We start from the raw sequence: 16,452 nt of genomic DNA on the forward strand, positions 1-16,452 counted from the left end.
TTGGTAGTGAATATTTTTTCGCATCTGCACATAGCATCAGCGATCAACGGGCTTCAACCGCCATGATCGGAAATCCAGTCAGAAAGCGGCTCCCACAATATTTCGCGCGCCCGCCCGCCCACGACCATGCCGACATGGCCCAGATGCAGGCTGTGCTCTTCGCTCAGGCGGGGTCCGGCAAGCGCCGGAACGATGCGGTCGCTGGTCGAAACGATCGACAGGGTCGGGCAATCGAGCGCCGCGATGTCGACCGCGCGGCCTCCGATCCTCCAGCGTCCCGCGTCGCTGGCATTGTCGGCATAGAGAGATTCGAACAGGTCGCGCCCGGCGGCGAAGCTGAGCGGCGCGCCGCCATTGGCCCAATCCTCCACCGCCAGAAAGGCATGTTCGGCATCCGAACCCACCGCCGCATCGGCAAAGGCCGCATATTTGGCGATGGTCCGCGCCGGGTCCATCGCCCAGAAACCTGATTGCAGCACCTCCATCGGCACATAACCGATCCGTTCGCACATCGCCTTCGCGCCGCGCCACATATTGGCGATCAGGTCGAGGTCGGCGGCCGGAAAGGCATCGAACCGCCAGGGCGCCGCGATCGTCGCCACTGCCGGAAACCGCTGCATCGCTGCCGCCCCCAGCGCCAGCGTGCCGCCCAGACAATAGCCGACCAGAATCGGCGGTCGGGGCAGCGCCGCCAGCATCGGCAGCAGGCGCTCCATGATATGGCCGTCCAGCCCCAGCATTGCATCCTGCGCTGACGGCGCACCCCAGTCGACGAGATAGGCGGCATGTCCTGCTGCGGCCATGTGGCGCAGCATGGATCGGCTTTCGGACAGGTCCAGAACCTGCGGCGGATTGATCAGCGAGGGGATGAAAACTACCGGATTACCGTCCGTTGCTGCGCCATATTGCAACAGGCGGGCAGGCCCGGCGGTGGCGACACAGTGGCCGGGTGGTGCTGGCGGTGGCCGTTGCGCCTCCTGATATTTGCGCAGGCCGATGAAGGCGCGGCGGCGCAGTTCCGGGTCGTCCTGCGTTTCGCGCCATAAAATATTGAGAAAAAGGGGTAAAGGGCGCGGGCCATGTTGCGGTGCGGCAACGGCTTGTGCTAATGCGATATGCTCAGGTGTGGGAGAGGAATCCATGACCAAATCCAAGACCGTCAATGAATCGGAGCCGGTCGTCATCAAGAAGTACGCCAACAGGCGACTCTATAATACCGAAACTTCCAGCTATATCACGCTCGACCTGTTGTCGCAGATGACGCGGGAAGGGCGCGAGTTCGTCGTGGTGGATGCCAAGACGGGCGAGGATATCACCCATAATGTGCTGACCCAGATCATCATGGAAGAGGAACAGCGCGGCAAGAATATGCTGCCGGTCAATTTCCTGCGCCAGTTGATCTCCATGTATGGCGATTCGATGCAGTCCATGGTGCCGCAATATCTGGAATCGTCGATGGACGCCTTTCGCAAGAACCAGCAGCAGTTTCAGGAAGCGATGAAGGGTGCCTTCGGTGGCGGCCCGCTGGCCGACATCGCCAAGCGCAACATGCAGATGTTCGAAGCCGCCACCAGCGCGTTCGGCAACGGCGTGCCGGGGGCAACGCCGCCCGCCACGCCATCGGCGGAAGGCAGCAAGGATGAAGAGATCAACGATCTCAAGGCCCAGCTCGCGGCGCTCAACGCGAAGATCGACAAGCTGAGCTGACAATCATGGCAAAGGCGGACCGGCTGGAACGCCTCGACACCCGTCGGGGCGAAGTGGAAGAAGAGTATCGCGCGGCGTTGATCGCGGCGTTGCGGGATACGGCTGCCGGTCGCTGGGGCCTGTTCGATCATCAGAAGGACAAGGCCGCCAGGGCCCGCACGGCGCCAGTGGTTGCGGCCCTGTCCGAACTGGCGGACGAGATCGACGCCATGCGCGATACGTTGGGTCTGGAGCCGTTCGCACTGCATCATGATTTCATGGCGGCGCGCGGCCCGGCTGCGGCCGATGCGGTGGGCGAACCGAAACAGGCGAAAGCCTGGCTGGAGCGGATGGACGCAGCCGCCTGATTGCTGCGCAGGCTGATCGTTCAGCCTGATCGTTCAGGGGGTCGACAGGAACGGCGCGCTTGGCCTATGGCGCGCCATTCTTCTTTGCTAGCCAAGGTCCGTATCCCGTGAAGCACGCTCTCAACGTCACCCGCGAAAAGGATTTCGCCGCCTGGTATCAGGCCGTCATCACCGAAGCCGACATGGCCGAGGAAAGCGGCGTGCGCGGCTGCATGGTCATTCGGCCGTGGGGCTATGGCATCTGGGAACGCATCCAGACCCTGCTCGATGCCCGCATCAAGCAGACCGGCCATGAAAATTGCTATTTCCCGCTGTTCATTCCGCTGTCCTATTTCGAGAAGGAAGCCGAGCATGTCGACGGCTTCGCAAAGGAAATGGCGGTCGTCACCCATCATCGCCTGATTCAGCAGGACGGCAAGCTGGTTCCCGATCCCGACGCGAAGCTGGAAGAGCCGCTGGTCGTGCGCCCGACATCGGAAACCGTGATCGGCGCCGCGTTCAGCCGCTGGGTCCAGAGCTGGCGCGACCTGCCGGTGTTGATCAACCAGTGGGCCAATGTCGTCCGCTGGGAAATGCGCACCCGCATGTTCCTGCGCACCAGCGAGTTTCTCTGGCAGGAAGGCCATACTGCGCATGCCACCGTCGATGAGGCGATGGAAGAGACGATGAAGATGCTCGAAGTCTATCGCAGCTTCGCCGAGGATTGCGTCGGTCTGCCGGTGGTAGCGGGCGAGAAGCCGGAGAATGAGCGTTTCCCCGGCGCCGTCGCGACCTATTCGATCGAGGCGATGATGCAGGATGGCAAGGCGCTGCAGGCCGGCACCTCGCACTTCCTGGGCACGACCTTCAGTCAGGCGCAGAATATCAAGTTCCAGAATGCCGAAGGGCAACAGGAACTGGCCCAGACCACCAGCTGGGGCATGTCGACCCGCATGATCGGCGGCCTGATCATGGTCCATGGTGACGATGACGGGTTGCGCGTGCCGCCGCGCGTCGCACCCTATCAGGTCGTGGTCGTGCCGATGCTGCGCGATATCGAGGAAGACGCCGCGATCGTCGATTATTGCACCGATCTGGTGAACCAGTTGAACGGCCTGGACGTCTTCCGCGAGCCCGTCCGCGCGCTGCTCGACAAGCGCCCGTCCAAGGCGGCGACCAAGCGCTGGGGCTGGGTCAAGAAGGGCGCGCCGATCGTGATCGAGGTTGGCGGTCGCGATGTGGCCGGTGGCAATGTCTCGGTCATCCGCCGCGATCGCCTCTATCGCGAAGATGGCAAGCTAGACAGCCAGATCGTCGCCAAGGGCGATTTCGTGGCCGGCGCGACCGCGATGCTGGAGGATATCCAGTCGTCCTTGTTCGCGGACGCCAAGGCGCGGCTCGATGGCAGTATCGACCGGTCGATCACCGATCTCGATGCGCTCAAGGCCTATTTCAAAGCCAGCAAGAACCCCGGTTGGGCGCTGGTCCAGTGGGCCAAGCCGACCGGCGAAGAACTGGAAAAGGTGGTGCAGTGGCTGAAGGGCGAGAAGCTCACCCTGCGCAACGTGCCGACTGACGCGGAAGCCGCCGATGGCACGTGCATCTTCACCGGCGGCACGGCCGTCGAGCGCGTGCTGGTGGGGCGCAGCTACTGATCAGTTAGTTGGGGAGGGCACGCCCTCCCTAATTTGAGCTTGATAGCGCTGCTTTGCTTCTGCCGCACACAATGCGCGCAGGTCCATGATGTGGTTGCGCCATCGATTGGCCGGGTTTTTCATGAGGTTGAGCGGTGGACTATTAAGCCGAATAAGCGTCGTTTCCATCACCTCAACCGCATCCCGATCGGCAGTCCACTGGACCGCCAGCAGATGTCCAGCCATCTATTGTGAAAGACGCTGCTCTCCTTCCGGCGTGAAGCAATAGTTACGAAAATTACTCTCTGACGAGCCACGTCCCCTCGGAATGGCGATGAGGCCAAGCTGAATTTTCAACAACGCGCCGAAACTGCGGCGCAGAGTCGAGAAGCCGCTATTCTGGTGCAGCAGATGATTGCGGACATGCAGATCATCCTTCGTCATCCCGATATAGACCAGCCCGTCTTCTCCAGGTTCGATCGGCGCAAGCGATTTCGCATCGTTTAGGTAAAAGGCATATAGGCCAGCGCCATGCAGTTCGGGCAGGTCCGAAACAGGGCAGCGATCGGCCGAGGGCAGGGCCGTCAATTGGCCACCCCCAATTGCTCCAGCGCGAAGGCGCTATATTCCGCCTGATCACGATAGCGGCGGAAGCGGCCCGACTTGCCCCCATGGCCGGCTTCCATATTGATGCGGAAGACCAGCGGATTGCTGTCGGTCTTGGTCGCGCGCAGCTTGGCCACCCATTTGGTCGGCTCATAATATTGGACCTGGCTGTCCCACAGGCCGGTGCCGACGAACAGGCTGGGATAGGCTTTCGCCTCGACATGGTCGTAGGGCGAATAGGCCAGCATCACGTCATACCACTGCTTCTGCTCGGGATTGCCCCATTCGTCATATTCGCCGGTGGTGAGCGGGATCGTGGGATCGAGCATGGTCGTCACCACATCCACGAACGGCACCTGCGCGATGATGAGCTTGTAATCCTGCGGCGCCATGTTCGCGACCGCGCCCATCAACAGGCCGCCTGCGCTGCCGCCCATGGCCGCGACTCGGCCCTTCTTCGCATAGCCCTGATCCACCAGTGCGCGGGTCACGTCGATGAAGTCGGTAAAGCCGTTCATCTTGTTCTTGAGATGACCGTCATCATACCATTTGCGACCCATTTCCTGCCCGCCGCGAATATGGGCGATGGCATAGACGACCCCGCGATCCAGCAGACTGGGCAGCAGTGGCGTAAAGGCCGGATCGGTCGAATAGCCATAGCTGCCATAGGCATATTGGTAGAGCGGCGCGCTGCCGTCCTTCCGGAACCCCTTGGCGTAGATGAGCGAGACGGGCACCTTCGTCCCGTCGCGCGCGGTCGCCCAGACGCGCTCGGTCACATATTTGTCGGGGTCATAGCCCTTCACTTCCTGGACCTTCAGTATCTTGCGCTCGCCGGTGTCGACATTCACCTCATAGGTTGTCTGCGGCGTGCGCAGGCTGTCATAGGTGTAGCGAACCCAGAGCGTGCCGCTTTCGGCATTGACGTTGAGCGCCATCGCATAGGCCGGCTCGTCCGCTTCCACGAAACGGCTCTTGCCGGTCTTGGTCAGCAGGCGCAGTCGCTTGTTGCCGCCTGATCGCTCCTCGATCGCTAGGAAGCTGTCGAAGGGCTGGAAATTCTCGATGAAGACATCGGCGCTGGTCGGCACGATATCCTTCCACGCGGTGCGGCCCTTGGCGGCGTCGGCATCCGACACGGTCATCAGCCGGTAATTGGGCGCCTGCCAGTTGGTGCGGATCGTCCATTGCCCGCCGACATTGTCGCTGCTGTAGAGGAAATCTCGCTCGCGTGGCGCTAGGACAGCGAAGCTGGCGGGGTTGGCGGACGGGGCGCAACGTTCTTCATTGCTGACCGTCGATTGCAGCACGATGCAGATATATTTGTCCGACGTCGTCTTCTTGAGGCCCATGTAGAAGCTATCGTCCTTCTCCTCATAGACCAGCCGGTCGGCGCTGACCGGGGTGCCCAGTACATGCGCCTTCACCCGCTTGCCGAGCAGGGTGGTGGGGTCTTTCTCGACATAGAAGATCGTCTTGCTGTCATCGGCCCAGGCGAAATCGGGTTCGGCATTGGGGATTTCATCGGTCAGCATCTTGCCGTCGGCGACGGCCTTGACGCGGATCACATATTGGCGGCGGCCGACCAGATCCTCGGCATAGGCGAGCAGCCTGTCGTCGGGACTGACTTCCTTGCCGCCGATCGCAAAATAGCCCTTGCCCGCGCCCATTTTGGGCTGGTCGAGCAATATCTGTTCGGGAGCATCCATGCGGCCCTTGCGCCGGGCGACAATCGGATAATCGCCGCCGGTTTCGAAGCGGCTATAATAATAATAGCCGTCCTTCCTGTACGGGACGCTGCTGTCATCCTGCTTAATGCGGCCGGTAATTTCGGTGTAGAGCTTATCCTGCAACGGCTTGGTCGGCGCCAGCAGCGCATCGGCATAGGCATTTTCCGCAGCCAGATAGGCCAGCATCTCCGGGTCTTTGCGGGTATCGTCGCGCAGCCAGTAATAGGGGTCTTGCCGCGTCGCGCCGAAGGGCGCTTTCACCGCATGCGGCTTCTTCGCCGCAGTGGGCGGTTTGGGCGCGTCCTGTGCCTGCGCGGCAGACAGTGCGGCCATGCCAAGGCCCGCGAAGAGCCAAGCCGAAGTGCGGATCATATTTCCTCCCTGCGAATCGCTGGAGGAAGGCTGGCACGGCGGCGGGCAGGGGGGAAGATATCTCTCCGTTCGGGCTGAGCGAAGTCGAAGCCCATCACCGAGCGGAGCGAGGTCTGTCCAAAACAGGCTTCGCTCCGCTCAGCAGCACCCCCTTCGACTGCCTGCCTGTGGCAGTCGCTCAGGACAGGCTTCGACAAGCTCAGGGCGAACAGTGTTTATGGCTTACAGCACATATTTGCTGAGGTCGGTGTCGTGCGCCACCGCCGACAATTGCTTGTCGACATAGGCGCGATCGATCACCAGCGTTTCGCCGCGGCGATCCTCCGCTTCGAAGCTGACATCCTCCAGCAGCTTTTCCATCACCGTCTGAAGGCGGCGAGCGCCGATATTCTCGATCTCGCTGTTCACATCCGCCGCGATCTTCGCGACCGCGCGGATGCCGTCGGGCGTCAGGTCGATCGTCACTTCCTCGGTCGCCAGCAGAGCGCGATATTGCGCGACAAGGCTCGCCTTGGTGTCGGACAGGATCGCGACGAAATCTTCCTCGGTCAGTGCCTTGAGTTCGACACGGATCGGCAAGCGGCCCTGCAATTCGGGCAGCAGATCGCTGGGCTTGGCGACATGGAAGGCGCCAGACGCGATGAACAGGATATGGTCGGTTTTCAGCGGACCATATTTGGTCGAGACGGTCGTGCCCTCGATCAACGGCAGCAAGTCGCGCTGCACGCCTTCGCGGCTGACGGAGCCGCCGCGCACGTCGCTGACGGCGATCTTGTCGATCTCGTCGAGGAAGACGATGCCATTCTGCTCCGCGCTGGTGATGGCGACGCGGGCGACATCATCCTGGTCGAGCCGCTTGTCCTGCTCTTCCTCGACCAGCTTGTCCCAGGCTTCGGCGACACGCATCTTGCGGCGCTTCTTCTGTTGCTGGCCGAACGCCTTGGACATCATGTCGGACAGGTTGATCATGCCGACCTGACCGCCCATGCCGGGAATCTCCATCGGCATCGACGGGGCGTCGGCGACTTCCACCTCGACCTCGACCTCGTTCATCTGATCATTCTCGATCTTCTGGCGGAAGGAGAGGCGGGTGGCCTCGCTCGCTTCCTTGCCGGTCAGCGCGTCGAGCAGGCGTGTCATGGCGGCTTCGGACGCGGCTTCGCGCACCGCTTCACGGCGGCGGTCCTTTTCCAAACGCACCGCTTCTTCCACGAGATCGCGGACGATCTGTTCCACGTCGCGGCCGACATAGCCGACTTCGGTGAACTTGGTAGCTTCGACCTTAACAAAGGGGGCGTCGGCCAACTTGGCGAGGCGACGGCTGATCTCCGTCTTGCCGCAGCCCGTCGGCCCGATCATCAGGATGTTCTTGGGCGTTACCTCATCGCGCAGATCGGCGGGCAGGTGCTGGCGGCGCCAGCGGTTGCGCAGCGCGACAGCGACGGCGCGCTTGGCGTCATGCTGGCCGATGATATGCGCATCGAGCGCGGCGACGATGGCTTTGGGGGTCAGATTGTCGTTCATCAAAAGACTCCCCCCTCCCTTTCAAGGGAGGGGCAGGGGGGTGGGTGTGATCGCGCAGCGATCAACGGCAATATTCGGGGCTATGTCGGAACGCTCACTTCGCTCGCGACCCACCCCAACCCCTCCCTTGAAAGGGAGGGGCTTTTCAGGTCAGTTCGCGCTGTCGAGCGTTTCGATCGTTAGCTGGTCATTGGTATAAACGCAGATATCCGCCGCAACGGCCATCGCCTTGCGGGCGAGCGTCTCGGCATCTTCCTCATATTCCACCAGCGCGCGGGCCGCAGCTAGGGCAAAATTGCCGCCCGAACCGATCGCCGCAACACCGCCGAGCGGTTCCAGCACATCGCCATTGCCGGTCAGGATCAGCGTCACATCCTTGTCGGCGACGATCATCATCGCTTCCAGATTGCGCAGATATTTATCGGTGCGCCAGTCCTTGGCCAGTTCCACGGCGGCGCGCATCAGCTGGCCGTTATGACGCTCCAGCTTGGCCTCCAGCCGCTCAAACAGGGTGAAGGCGTCAGCGGTCGCGCCAGCGAAACCGCCGATGACGCTACCGTCATGCAGACGGCGCACCTTGCGGGCATTGGGCTTCATCACCGTCTGTCCCATGGAAACCTGGCCATCGCCAGCGACGACGACTTTCCCATTCTTGCGGACGGACATGATAGTGGTGCCATGCCAAACCGGCATGGAAGAGCTGCGTTGGTCGTTCATGGGCGGCATATGGGACGCGGTGTCGCCACGTGCAAGTCACCCAAGCCCGCGCGGCAAAGCGTGTCATTTCAGCGACAATATTCTTACAATTTATTCAGGAACAAATGCTACATAATTGACATTGTGCAATGCAAAATGAATGATGATGGACCGAATTCCGGAAGGAGCCTGCCATTATGTCTCTCAAGGCCAGAGCACAAGAAAAGGTCGAGCGCGCCGGGATTTCCAACTATTCGTTCGATCAGGACATATTGGTCATGTGCGGCAACCGCTACACGATCGAAGCCTGCGAATGCGGCGAACCGGAATGTGACGGCGTTCGCCTGCGCAAGAACGCGACCGCCATCGGCCGCGTCCTCCAGTAACGCGCGGCTGTTTTAGTGCATGGCGTCTTTGCCGGCACGCCCCACCGATTCGATATCGCGGCCGACGCCCTGCACCGTATTGCAGGCGGCGAGCGCCGTCAGCATCAGGCTACCGATCAACAGGGCAAGGATTTGACGCATAGAAGTTCCACTTTCCAGATTTGATGCCTGTTTATAGGCGCCGGTCGGATAAACGGGAAAGCATTTTGCATCAAATCGATAAGAGCATGTTGACAGGCTGCGCCGCCGATGTCAAAGGCCGCCTCCTCCTTATAGGGGGCGCGTAGCTCAGCGGTAGAGCACACCCTTCACACGGGTGGGGTCACAGGTTCAATCCCTGTCGCGCCCACCATCCTCCAGAGAGGATGGCTGGATAGATTATTTCCCGGCATTGATCTTTTCTTCCGCAACGCGCTAAGCCTGCGCGCCATGAAGCGGTGCGTTCGCGCGCCGACCGGAAAGGACGACCATGCCCCCCTATCTGAAAGCTGGTGCAGCCCTTGGCGCGCTGTTGCTGACCTCCACTATTGCCGCCCATGCGCAGGAGAAACTCACGCTGGAGCGCGTCTTCGCCAGCCCCGATCTGGCCGGACCGCAGCCGCGCGCGCTGAAATTGTCGCCGGACGGTTCGCTGGTGACGTTGCTCAAGCCGCGCGCGGACGAGAAAGAGCGGCTGGACCTGTGGGCGATCGACAGCAAGACCGGGGCGGAACGGATGCTGGTCGATTCGAAGAAGACCGGCAGCGGCGCGGACCTCAGCGAAGCGGAGAAGATGCAGCGGGAGCGTGATCGCAGCGTCGCGGGCAGCACCGGCATCACCAGCTATGACTGGTCGCCCGATGGCAAGAGCATATTGGTGCCGGTGGATGGCGACCTCTATCTGGCCGCGCTGGATGGCAAGGTCACGCGCCTGACCGACACGCCAGACGGCGAACTCAATGGCGTCGTCAGTCCGAAGGGCGGTTTCGTCTCCTTCGTGCGCGGCGGCAATCTGTTCGTGCAGGCCATGGGCGGCGCTGAACGGCAACTGACGCAGGGCGCCAGCGACACGATAAGCTGGGGCACGGCCGAATTCGTCGCGCAGGAAGAAATGGACCGGCGCACCGGCTATTGGTGGTCGCCTGACGACAGCCGCATCGCCGTCGCCCGCGTCGATGAAAGCCCTGTCGGCATCGTCACCCGCACCGCGATCGGCGGGGAGGGGACGAAAGTCTATCAGCAGCGCTATCCCGCCGCCGGTACGCCCAACGCCATCGTCGACCTTTATGTCATGAAGCCAGACGGGTCTGGTCAGGTGCAGGTCGATCTCGGCCCGGACAAGGATATCTACCTCGCCCGCGTCGACTGGTCGAAGGATGGCCGGACGCTCTATGTCCAGCGCGAGAGCCGCGACCAGAAAAGGCTCGATCTGCTGGCGGTCGATCCGGCCACGGGCAAGTCGACCATAGCCCTGACCGAAACGGCGAAAAGCTGGATCAACCTGTCGAACAATTTCCATGCGCTCAAGGATGGCAGCTTCCTCTGGTGGTCCGAAAAGAGCGGGCATGGCCATCTCTATCGCGTGAAGGGCACGCAATGGACCGCGCTGACCAGCGGCGACTGGGAAGTGCGCGATGTCGTGGGCGTGGATGAGGCCAAAGGGCTGGTCTATTTCACTGGCAATCGCGAAACCCCGCTGGAGCAGCAACTCTATGTCGCGCCGCTGGGCAAGCCCGGCAAGGCCAGCGCGCTGACGCAACAGGGCTGGTGGAATGACGCCGTGATGGACGGCGCGGCCAGCCGCGTCGTGGTGACGCGCCAGAACACGGATCAACCCAAGCAGGTCTACCTGGCCGACGATGGCGGCAAGCAGTTGCAATGGCTGTCGCAAAATGCACTGACGGGCAGTCACCCCTATGCCCCCTATGTCGCGGATCATGTGAAGACCAGCTTCGGCACGGTGAAGGCGGCGGACGGCACGACGCTCTATACCAAGATCATGACGCCGAAGATGGAGCCGGGGAAGCGCTACCCGGTGTTCATGATCCATTATGGTGGCCCTGGCGGCGGACGGCAGGTGACGAACACATGGTCGGGTGTCCTCAACCAATATCTGGTCGATCGCGGCTGGATCGTCTTTGCGATCGACAATCGCGGCACGCCCGATCGCGGCAAGGCGTTCGAGGATCCTATCTACCATGCCATGGGCACGGTGGAGGTCGATGACCAGTTGAAGGGCGTGGAATGGCTGAAGGCCCAGCCCTTTGTCGATCCCAAGCGCATCGCCACCTATGGCTGGTCCTATGGCGGCTATATGTCGCTCAAGCTGCTGGAAAAGGCGCCGGGCGTTTTTGCCGCGGCCGTCGCGGGCGCGCCGGTGACCAAGTGGCAGCTTTATGACACCCATTATACCGAACGCTATCTGGGCCAGCCGCAGGACAAGGTCAGCGCCTATCCCGCGTCGGGTGCGATCGATGAGGCGACGAAGATCGCCGATCCGCTGCTGCTGATCCACGGCATGTCCGACGACAATGTCGTGTTCGACAATGCCACCGCGCTGATGGCGAAGATGCAGGGGGCGGCAGTGCCGTTCGAGATGATGGCCTATCCGGGCCAGACCCATCGCGTCGGAGGCCCCGGCATCAGCGTCCATCTGTGGAAGACGATCGAGCATTTTCTGGCCGAGCATGCCGGTGGTCCCGCCGATTGACGTCATGACGCAACAGGCATAGCCTCCCTCCATCTTCCGGGGGGAGGCATGCATGGCGACGACGACGGGGGAAGTCCTGCTCAATCCGGTGCGCGGCAAGGCGCGCATCGAGGTTCTCGACATATTGCGCGGCATCGCGATCCTGGGCATCTTCACGATGAACCTGCCCTTCATGGCGGGGCCGAGCGAATTGATGCTGCGCGATTTCCGCCAGATCGGCTGGACGCCAGCCGACCGCACCGCCTGGAGCATCATCCAGATATTCTGGGAAGGCACGCAGCGCGGCCTGCTCGAATTCCTGTTCGGCGCCGCGCTGATGGTGCTGGCGGCCAAGGCGATGAAGCCGGACGGGCCGGTCGCGGTTGCCGATCTCTATATCCGTCGGGCGCTGTGGCTGCTGTTGTTTGGGCTGGTCGATGTCTTCCTGCTGCTCTGGCCCGGCGACATATTGCATGTTTATGCGCTGGCCGCGCTGTTCCTCTTTCCGTTCCGCCATTTGCGGCCACGGTCGCTGATCCCGTTGGGGCTGTTCTTCGCCACTGGCATCGGCATCTTTGCCACCGTCCAATATGTCGAGCGCGTATCACTGGTCGCCAGCGTCCAGACGGCGCAGCAGCATCAGGCACAGGGCAAACCGCTGGACAAGGCGGACAAGGCCGCGCTGGAGGCGTGGAAGAAGAAGCTGGACCGCTTCAAGATCGACAAGGAAACCCAGAAAAAGGCGGAAGAAGAAAGCAAGGCGCGCAGCGGCAGCTATGTCGGCTATGCGACCTATCTCTGGGGCGCCTGGCTGAGCTTCGCGGCCAAGGGCGCCATCTATATGGGCGTGGCCGAAGCCTTTTGCGCGATGCTGATCGGTATCGCCTTATGGAAGATGGGCATCATTCAGGGACAGCGATCGACGCGCTTCTACCTGCTTATGGCGCTGGTCACCTATGGTTTGGGCCTTGGCGCCCGCGCGCTCGGCGTGATGGAGATGCTGGCGTTCCAGCCCATTCCCAAGACAATCTGGATAACCGGCGAATATGCCCGGATCGCGGTGTCGCTGGGCCATGTGGCGCTGGTCAATCTGCTGGTGCGGTTCCGCGTGAGCCATGCGATATTGAAGCCGTTCGTGGCGGCCGGGCAGGTCGCCTTCTCGCTTTATTTCCTGGAGCAGATCATCGGCATCAACATCCTCTTCTCGCCCGCTGCCATGGGATTGAAGGGCGTGTTCGGCTGGGCGACGCTTTGGGGCTGGGCCACCGGCATCGCCTTGCTGCTGTTGCTGATGGCGAATATCTGGACCCGCTATTTCATCAGCGGGCCGATGGAATGGGCGTGGCGCTCGCTGGCTTACTGGCGGCGCCAGCCCTTCCGCCGGATGCCGGAATGACGTTTATCGCCAGGCGTGGAAGATCGCCCGGCGATAGCGGTCCTTCTTGCGGAAATGCATCGCCCATTTGCGCCACCCCTGATTATCGAGTGCTTCGGGGACAACTTGGAAGCGAGTGAAGCCGAAGCGCCGGCACATTTCGCGCAACGCCAATATATTGGGCGCCCAGTAATTGGTGGAATCGCGGTCCAGTTCCAGTTCGGTGAACAGTCGCATCGCCGGCACCGGCTCATGGCGCAGCGCCGTCACCGTCTCGATCACCAGATGGTCGCGGCTCATCGCGGCGGCGGCCTCCAGCGTGCGATAGGGGTCGGTGACATGATAAAGCACGCCCAGCAGCAGCACCATGTCGAACTGGCCCAATTCCTCCACCCGGTGATCGGCCACGTCCAGATCCAGCGACCGGACTTTCGATCCGAAACGGGCATGGGCATGATCGAACCCCTGCTTGTTGCCCCAGCCTTCGCCCGACCAGCAGAAATGGTCGGTCGACAGCACGCTGCCCGCGCCGCGCTGTTCCGCCTGGAAGGAAAAGAAACCATCCCAAGCCCCAATGTCGAGTACGCTCTTGCCGGCAAGTGGCGTGGGGAAGATCAGGTCCGCTTCCTCCTGAAGCGATTCCAGCGGCTTGATGCCATTGACCCGTTCGCCATCGGGAAAGGCGAAACTGTGAAACCATTGGTCGGGCTGGGGCGGCAGCAAGTCGGACTGCATCAGAAGATTATTTCCGTATCATGGGGAGAGGGCGGTTTTCGTACTGGCGCAGGACCATAATGGCAATGCGTGCGCTTTTTCCTGACCAAGCCCTTCTTTCTGGACAAACGCCGCAGTATCGCTATGCCGCCCCCGCTGCAATAATGCATATTGAGTGGAGACTTTAGTCATGGGTTACAAGGTCGTCGTCGTGGGTGCCACCGGTAATGTGGGCCGCGAGATGCTGACCATTCTCGCCGAACGCGAGTTCCCTATTGACGAGATCGCGGCGGTTGCATCGCCCCGGTCGCAGGGCACCGACGTTGAGTTCGGTGACACTGGCAAGATTCTCAAATGCAAAAATATTGAACATTTCGATTTCACCGGCTGGGACATTGCCCTGTTCGCCGCAGGCTCCGGCCCGACGGCGGAATATGCGCCCAAGGCGGCGGCGGCTGGCTGCGTCGTGATCGACAACTCGTCGCTCTATCGCATGGACCCGGACGTGCCGCTGATCGTGCCCGAAGTGAACCCGGACGCGATCGACGGCTATACCAAGAAGAATATCATCGCGAACCCGAACTGCTCGACCGCGCAGATGGTCGTGGCGTTGAAGCCTTTGCATGACGCCGCGAAGATCAAGCGCGTGGTCGTGTCGACCTACCAGTCGGTGTCCGGCGCAGGCAAGGCGGGCATGGACGAACTGTTCGAGCAGAGCCGCAACATCTTCGTCGGCGATCCGGCCGAACCCAAGAAGTTCACCAAGCAGATCGCCTTCAACGTGATCCCGCATATCGACGTTTTCCTGGACGATGGTTCGACCAAGGAAGAATGGAAGATGGTCGCGGAAACCAAGAAGATCCTCGATCCCAAGGTGAAGGTCACGGCGACCTGCGTGCGCGTGCCCGTGTTCGTCGGCCATTCGGAATCGATCAACATCGAATTCGAAAACGAGATTTCGGCCAAGGAAGCGCAGGACATATTGCGCGAAGCGCCGGGCATCATGCTGGTCGATAAGCGCGAAGATGGCGGCTACATCACCCCGATCGAATGCGTCGGCGATTTCGCGACCTTCATCAGTCGCGTGCGGGAAGACTCGACGATCGAGAATGGCATCAACCTGTGGTGCGTCAGCGACAATCTGCGCAAGGGCGCAGCGCTGAACGCGGTGCAGATCGCCGAACTGCTCGGCCGCCGCCACCTCAAGAAGGGCTAAGGCCCTCTATGATCTCCGGCGCTGCCGCGATGTGGAAAGCCCTTCCGCTCGCGCAGCGCCGGATGATCCTTCTGCTGCTGGCCGCGATCGGCCTCGCCAATATCGCGCAACCCTATCCTGATCTCGCGCCGCTCCAGCATGGACCCACGGTTGCGCTGATCCTGATTGCGCCGTGGCTGTTGCGACACTGGCCTCTTCCTACATCTGCAATCGCCTGTATCTGGCTGTTCCTGCTGCTCCACACTCTGGGTGCACGCTGGATCTATTCCTACGTCCCCTATGATGATTGGGCGCGGGCGATCAGCGGGCATGATCTTTCCGGTCTCTTCGGCATGAAACGCAATGGATATGACCGGCTCGTGCATTTCGCCTTCGGCGCCTTGCTGACGCTGCCGATCGCCGAAGTCGCGCATCGCTATGGCACATCGCGCTGGCGCTGGAGCCTGACCTTCGCCTTTACTGCGATCGGCCTTGGCAGCGCGCTGTATGAAATTTTCGAATGGCTGCTGACCATCATCGCCGCTGGCGATACCGCCGACTATTATAATGGCCAGCAAGGTGATGTCTGGGACGCGCAGAAAGATATGGCGGTCGCACAGATCGGCGCGACCATTGCGGTCATCGCACTCTTGCGCCGCAAAGGCTGACGCCATATCGGCAAGGCACGCCGCCCGTTAGCCCGCCGCTACAAGGAATTGCCCCCGATGACCGACCTCCCTATCGAACGCCATGACATCAAGGGGCGCGACGGCCTGCCGATCGCGGTGCATGTTGTGGGGGAAGGCCGCGATCTGGTGCTGATCCATGGCTATTTCTCCAACGCCTGGACCAACTGGATTCGCTATGGCCATGCCGAAAAGCTGGTGGCTGCCGGTTTCCGCCTGATTCTGCCGGACCTGCGCGGCCATGGCGAAAGCGCCAAGCCGCATGACGCCGCCGCCTATCCGCCCGACGCGCTGACCGACGACAATCTGGCGCTGGTCGAGCAGATGGGCCTGACCGACTATGATCTGGGCGGATATTCGCTGGGCGCGCGCACGACGGTCCGCATGCTGGCGCGCGGCGCGACGCCGCGGCGCGTGATCCTGGCCGGCATGGGGCTGCGAGGCCTGGTCAAGACGCTGGACAAGGGCGGCTATTACAAGAATGTCCTCACCAATCTCGGCACGTTCGAACGCGGCACGTCCGAATGGATGACCGAGGCTTTTCTCAAGACCACCAAGGGTGATCCGGTCGCGATGCTCAACATCCTGAACACCTTCGTCGACACGCCCGAACAGGTCATCGCCGGCTTCCAGCAGCCGACCGAAGTGATTTGCGGCGTGGACGATCAGGATAATGGCATTGCGCAGGAACTGGTCGAAATATTGCCGAACGGCCGTTATGTGGAGGTTCCGGGCAATCATATGAACGCCGTCACTCGCAAGGAATTGGGGCAGGCGATGGTCGATTTTCTGACCGCTTGACTGTATCGCTGCGGCAAGCCACCTTCCCCTTA

15 protein-coding genes, 1 tRNA gene and 1 pseudogene are annotated in these 16,452 nt (G+C 61.6%); 10 read left to right on the forward strand and 7 right to left on the reverse strand.

Annotated elements, in window-relative coordinates; all coding sequences use genetic code 11:
- Nucleotides 1–53 precede the first annotated feature (53 nt).
- A complete protein-coding gene (locus BMX92_RS02830) occupies nucleotides 54–1,142 on the reverse strand; it encodes an alpha/beta hydrolase (protein ID WP_256213252.1) in 1,089 nt (362 codons plus the stop codon).
- On the opposite strand from BMX92_RS02830, the gene phaR reads away from it, so the two are divergent.
- From phaR to proS, 3 genes are all read left to right on the forward strand, one after another.
- A complete protein-coding gene (gene phaR, locus BMX92_RS02835) occupies nucleotides 1,141–1,707 on the forward strand; it encodes a polyhydroxyalkanoate synthesis repressor PhaR (protein ID WP_093011566.1) in 567 nt (188 codons plus the stop codon). The two genes, BMX92_RS02830 and phaR, sit on opposite strands and share 2 nt — an antisense overlap.
- Nucleotides 1,708–1,712: 5 nt before the next feature.
- Nucleotides 1,713–2,054 carry a hypothetical protein gene (locus BMX92_RS02840; protein ID WP_093011569.1) on the forward strand — a complete coding sequence of 114 codons (342 nt, stop codon included), beginning with the start codon at nucleotides 1,713–1,715 and terminating at the stop codon, nucleotides 2,052–2,054.
- A 107-nt stretch (nucleotides 2,055–2,161) separates the two neighbouring features.
- Entirely contained in the window at nucleotides 2,162–3,688 is a 1,527-nt protein-coding gene (proS, locus tag BMX92_RS02845; protein ID WP_093011572.1) for a proline--tRNA ligase, read from the forward strand.
- Here the strand turns inward: proS and BMX92_RS28340 are convergent.
- The 4 genes and pseudogenes from BMX92_RS28340 to hslV all read right to left on the reverse strand — a co-directional run bounded on the left by BMX92_RS28340 (nucleotide 3,689) and on the right by hslV (nucleotide 8,592).
- Nucleotides 3,689–4,255 (reverse strand): annotated as a pseudogene (locus BMX92_RS28340) (GIY-YIG nuclease family protein). It lies immediately after the preceding gene.
- On the reverse strand, nucleotides 4,252–6,375 hold the full coding sequence (locus tag BMX92_RS02860) for a S9 family peptidase (protein ID WP_093011581.1): 2,124 nt from the start codon (nucleotides 6,373–6,375) through the stop codon (nucleotides 4,252–4,254). Before BMX92_RS02860 ends, BMX92_RS28340 begins: the two are co-directional and overlap by 4 nt.
- A gap of 222 nt (nucleotides 6,376–6,597) precedes the next feature.
- Entirely contained in the window at nucleotides 6,598–7,899 is a 1,302-nt protein-coding gene (gene hslU, locus BMX92_RS02865) for an ATP-dependent protease ATPase subunit HslU (RefSeq protein ID WP_093011584.1), read from the reverse strand.
- 150 nt (nucleotides 7,900–8,049) lie between these two features.
- Complete coding sequence (gene hslV, locus BMX92_RS02870) at nucleotides 8,050–8,592, reverse strand: ATP-dependent protease subunit HslV (RefSeq protein WP_177184916.1); 543 nt, start codon at nucleotides 8,590–8,592, stop codon at nucleotides 8,050–8,052.
- Between the two features lie 200 nt (nucleotides 8,593–8,792).
- Here hslV and BMX92_RS02875 point away from each other — a divergent pair, with 200 nt between their 5' ends.
- Nucleotides 8,793–8,981, forward strand: a complete 189-nt coding sequence (locus BMX92_RS02875; protein ID WP_093011591.1) for a hypothetical protein — start codon at nucleotides 8,793–8,795, stop codon at nucleotides 8,979–8,981.
- Between the two features lie 12 nt (nucleotides 8,982–8,993).
- On the opposite strand, the gene BMX92_RS02880 is transcribed toward BMX92_RS02875, so the two are convergent.
- Nucleotides 8,994–9,122, reverse strand: a complete 129-nt coding sequence (locus tag BMX92_RS02880) for an entericidin A/B family lipoprotein (protein ID WP_093011594.1) — start codon at nucleotides 9,120–9,122, stop codon at nucleotides 8,994–8,996.
- Nucleotides 9,123–9,258: 136 nt separating this feature from the next.
- On the opposite strand from BMX92_RS02880, the gene BMX92_RS02885 reads away from it, so the two are divergent.
- The 3 genes from BMX92_RS02885 (at nucleotide 9,259) to BMX92_RS02895 (ending at nucleotide 13,045) form a co-directional block, all read left to right on the forward strand.
- Nucleotides 9,259–9,333: transfer RNA gene (locus tag BMX92_RS02885), tRNA-Val, on the forward strand.
- A gap of 117 nt (nucleotides 9,334–9,450) precedes the next feature.
- Nucleotides 9,451–11,670, forward strand: coding sequence for a S9 family peptidase (locus BMX92_RS02890; RefSeq protein WP_093011596.1), 2,220 nt, complete (start codon nucleotides 9,451–9,453; stop codon nucleotides 11,668–11,670).
- 52 nt (nucleotides 11,671–11,722) lie between these two features.
- Nucleotides 11,723–13,045, forward strand: coding sequence for a DUF418 domain-containing protein (locus BMX92_RS02895; protein ID WP_093011599.1), 1,323 nt, complete (start codon nucleotides 11,723–11,725; stop codon nucleotides 13,043–13,045).
- A 3-nt stretch (nucleotides 13,046–13,048) separates the two neighbouring features.
- On the opposite strand, the gene BMX92_RS02900 is transcribed toward BMX92_RS02895, so the two are convergent.
- On the reverse strand, nucleotides 13,049–13,759 hold the full coding sequence (locus tag BMX92_RS02900; RefSeq protein WP_093011602.1) for a class I SAM-dependent methyltransferase: 711 nt from the start codon (nucleotides 13,757–13,759) through the stop codon (nucleotides 13,049–13,051).
- Nucleotides 13,760–13,928: 169 nt separating this feature from the next.
- Here BMX92_RS02900 and BMX92_RS02905 point away from each other — a divergent pair, with 169 nt between their 5' ends.
- From BMX92_RS02905 to BMX92_RS02915, 3 genes are read left to right on the forward strand one after another with little or no spacing between them, the layout of a single operon-like run.
- Nucleotides 13,929–14,954 (forward strand): aspartate-semialdehyde dehydrogenase, encoded by a 1,026-nt coding sequence (locus BMX92_RS02905; RefSeq protein ID WP_093011605.1) that lies wholly within the window; start codon nucleotides 13,929–13,931, stop codon nucleotides 14,952–14,954.
- 8 nt (nucleotides 14,955–14,962) lie between these two features.
- Nucleotides 14,963–15,601: a DUF2238 domain-containing protein gene (locus BMX92_RS02910; RefSeq protein ID WP_093011608.1), complete on the forward strand. Its 639-nt coding sequence runs from the start codon at nucleotides 14,963–14,965 to the stop codon at nucleotides 15,599–15,601.
- Nucleotides 15,602–15,658: 57 nt separating this feature from the next.
- Nucleotides 15,659–16,420: an alpha/beta fold hydrolase gene (locus tag BMX92_RS02915; RefSeq protein WP_093011611.1), complete on the forward strand. Its 762-nt coding sequence runs from the start codon at nucleotides 15,659–15,661 to the stop codon at nucleotides 16,418–16,420.
- Nucleotides 16,421–16,452: the final 32 nt, after the last annotated feature.

Origin of the sequence: Sphingobium sp. YR768 (assembly GCF_900111125.1) — a bacterium.
Lineage (GTDB): Bacteria > Pseudomonadota > Alphaproteobacteria > Sphingomonadales > Sphingomonadaceae > Sphingobium.

What these genes read in the sequence shown, in the direction of transcription:
- phaR (WP_093011566.1), top strand. Translation starts at nt 1,141, where the DNA reads ATGACCAAATCCAAGACCGTCAATGAATCGGAGCCGGTCGTCATCAAG.
- BMX92_RS02830 (WP_256213252.1), bottom strand. Translation starts at nt 1,142, where the DNA reads ATGGATTCCTCTCCCACACCTGAGCATATCGCATTAGCACAAGCCGTT.
- BMX92_RS02840 (WP_093011569.1), top strand. Translation starts at nt 1,713, where the DNA reads ATGGCAAAGGCGGACCGGCTGGAACGCCTCGACACCCGTCGGGGCGAA.
- BMX92_RS02860 (WP_093011581.1), bottom strand. Translation starts at nt 6,375, where the DNA reads ATGATCCGCACTTCGGCTTGGCTCTTCGCGGGCCTTGGCATGGCCGCA.
- hslU (WP_093011584.1), bottom strand. Translation starts at nt 7,899, where the DNA reads ATGAACGACAATCTGACCCCCAAAGCCATCGTCGCCGCGCTCGATGCG.
- hslV (WP_177184916.1), bottom strand. Translation starts at nt 8,592, where the DNA reads ATGCCGGTTTGGCATGGCACCACTATCATGTCCGTCCGCAAGAATGGG.
- BMX92_RS02875 (WP_093011591.1), top strand. Translation starts at nt 8,793, where the DNA reads ATGTCTCTCAAGGCCAGAGCACAAGAAAAGGTCGAGCGCGCCGGGATT.
- BMX92_RS02880 (WP_093011594.1), bottom strand. Translation starts at nt 9,122, where the DNA reads ATGCGTCAAATCCTTGCCCTGTTGATCGGTAGCCTGATGCTGACGGCG.
- BMX92_RS02890 (WP_093011596.1), top strand. Translation starts at nt 9,451, where the DNA reads ATGCCCCCCTATCTGAAAGCTGGTGCAGCCCTTGGCGCGCTGTTGCTG.
- BMX92_RS02895 (WP_093011599.1), top strand. Translation starts at nt 11,723, where the DNA reads ATGGCGACGACGACGGGGGAAGTCCTGCTCAATCCGGTGCGCGGCAAG.
- BMX92_RS02900 (WP_093011602.1), bottom strand. Translation starts at nt 13,759, where the DNA reads ATGCAGTCCGACTTGCTGCCGCCCCAGCCCGACCAATGGTTTCACAGT.
- BMX92_RS02905 (WP_093011605.1), top strand. Translation starts at nt 13,929, where the DNA reads ATGGGTTACAAGGTCGTCGTCGTGGGTGCCACCGGTAATGTGGGCCGC.
- BMX92_RS02910 (WP_093011608.1), top strand. Translation starts at nt 14,963, where the DNA reads ATGATCTCCGGCGCTGCCGCGATGTGGAAAGCCCTTCCGCTCGCGCAG.
- BMX92_RS02915 (WP_093011611.1), top strand. Translation starts at nt 15,659, where the DNA reads ATGACCGACCTCCCTATCGAACGCCATGACATCAAGGGGCGCGACGGC.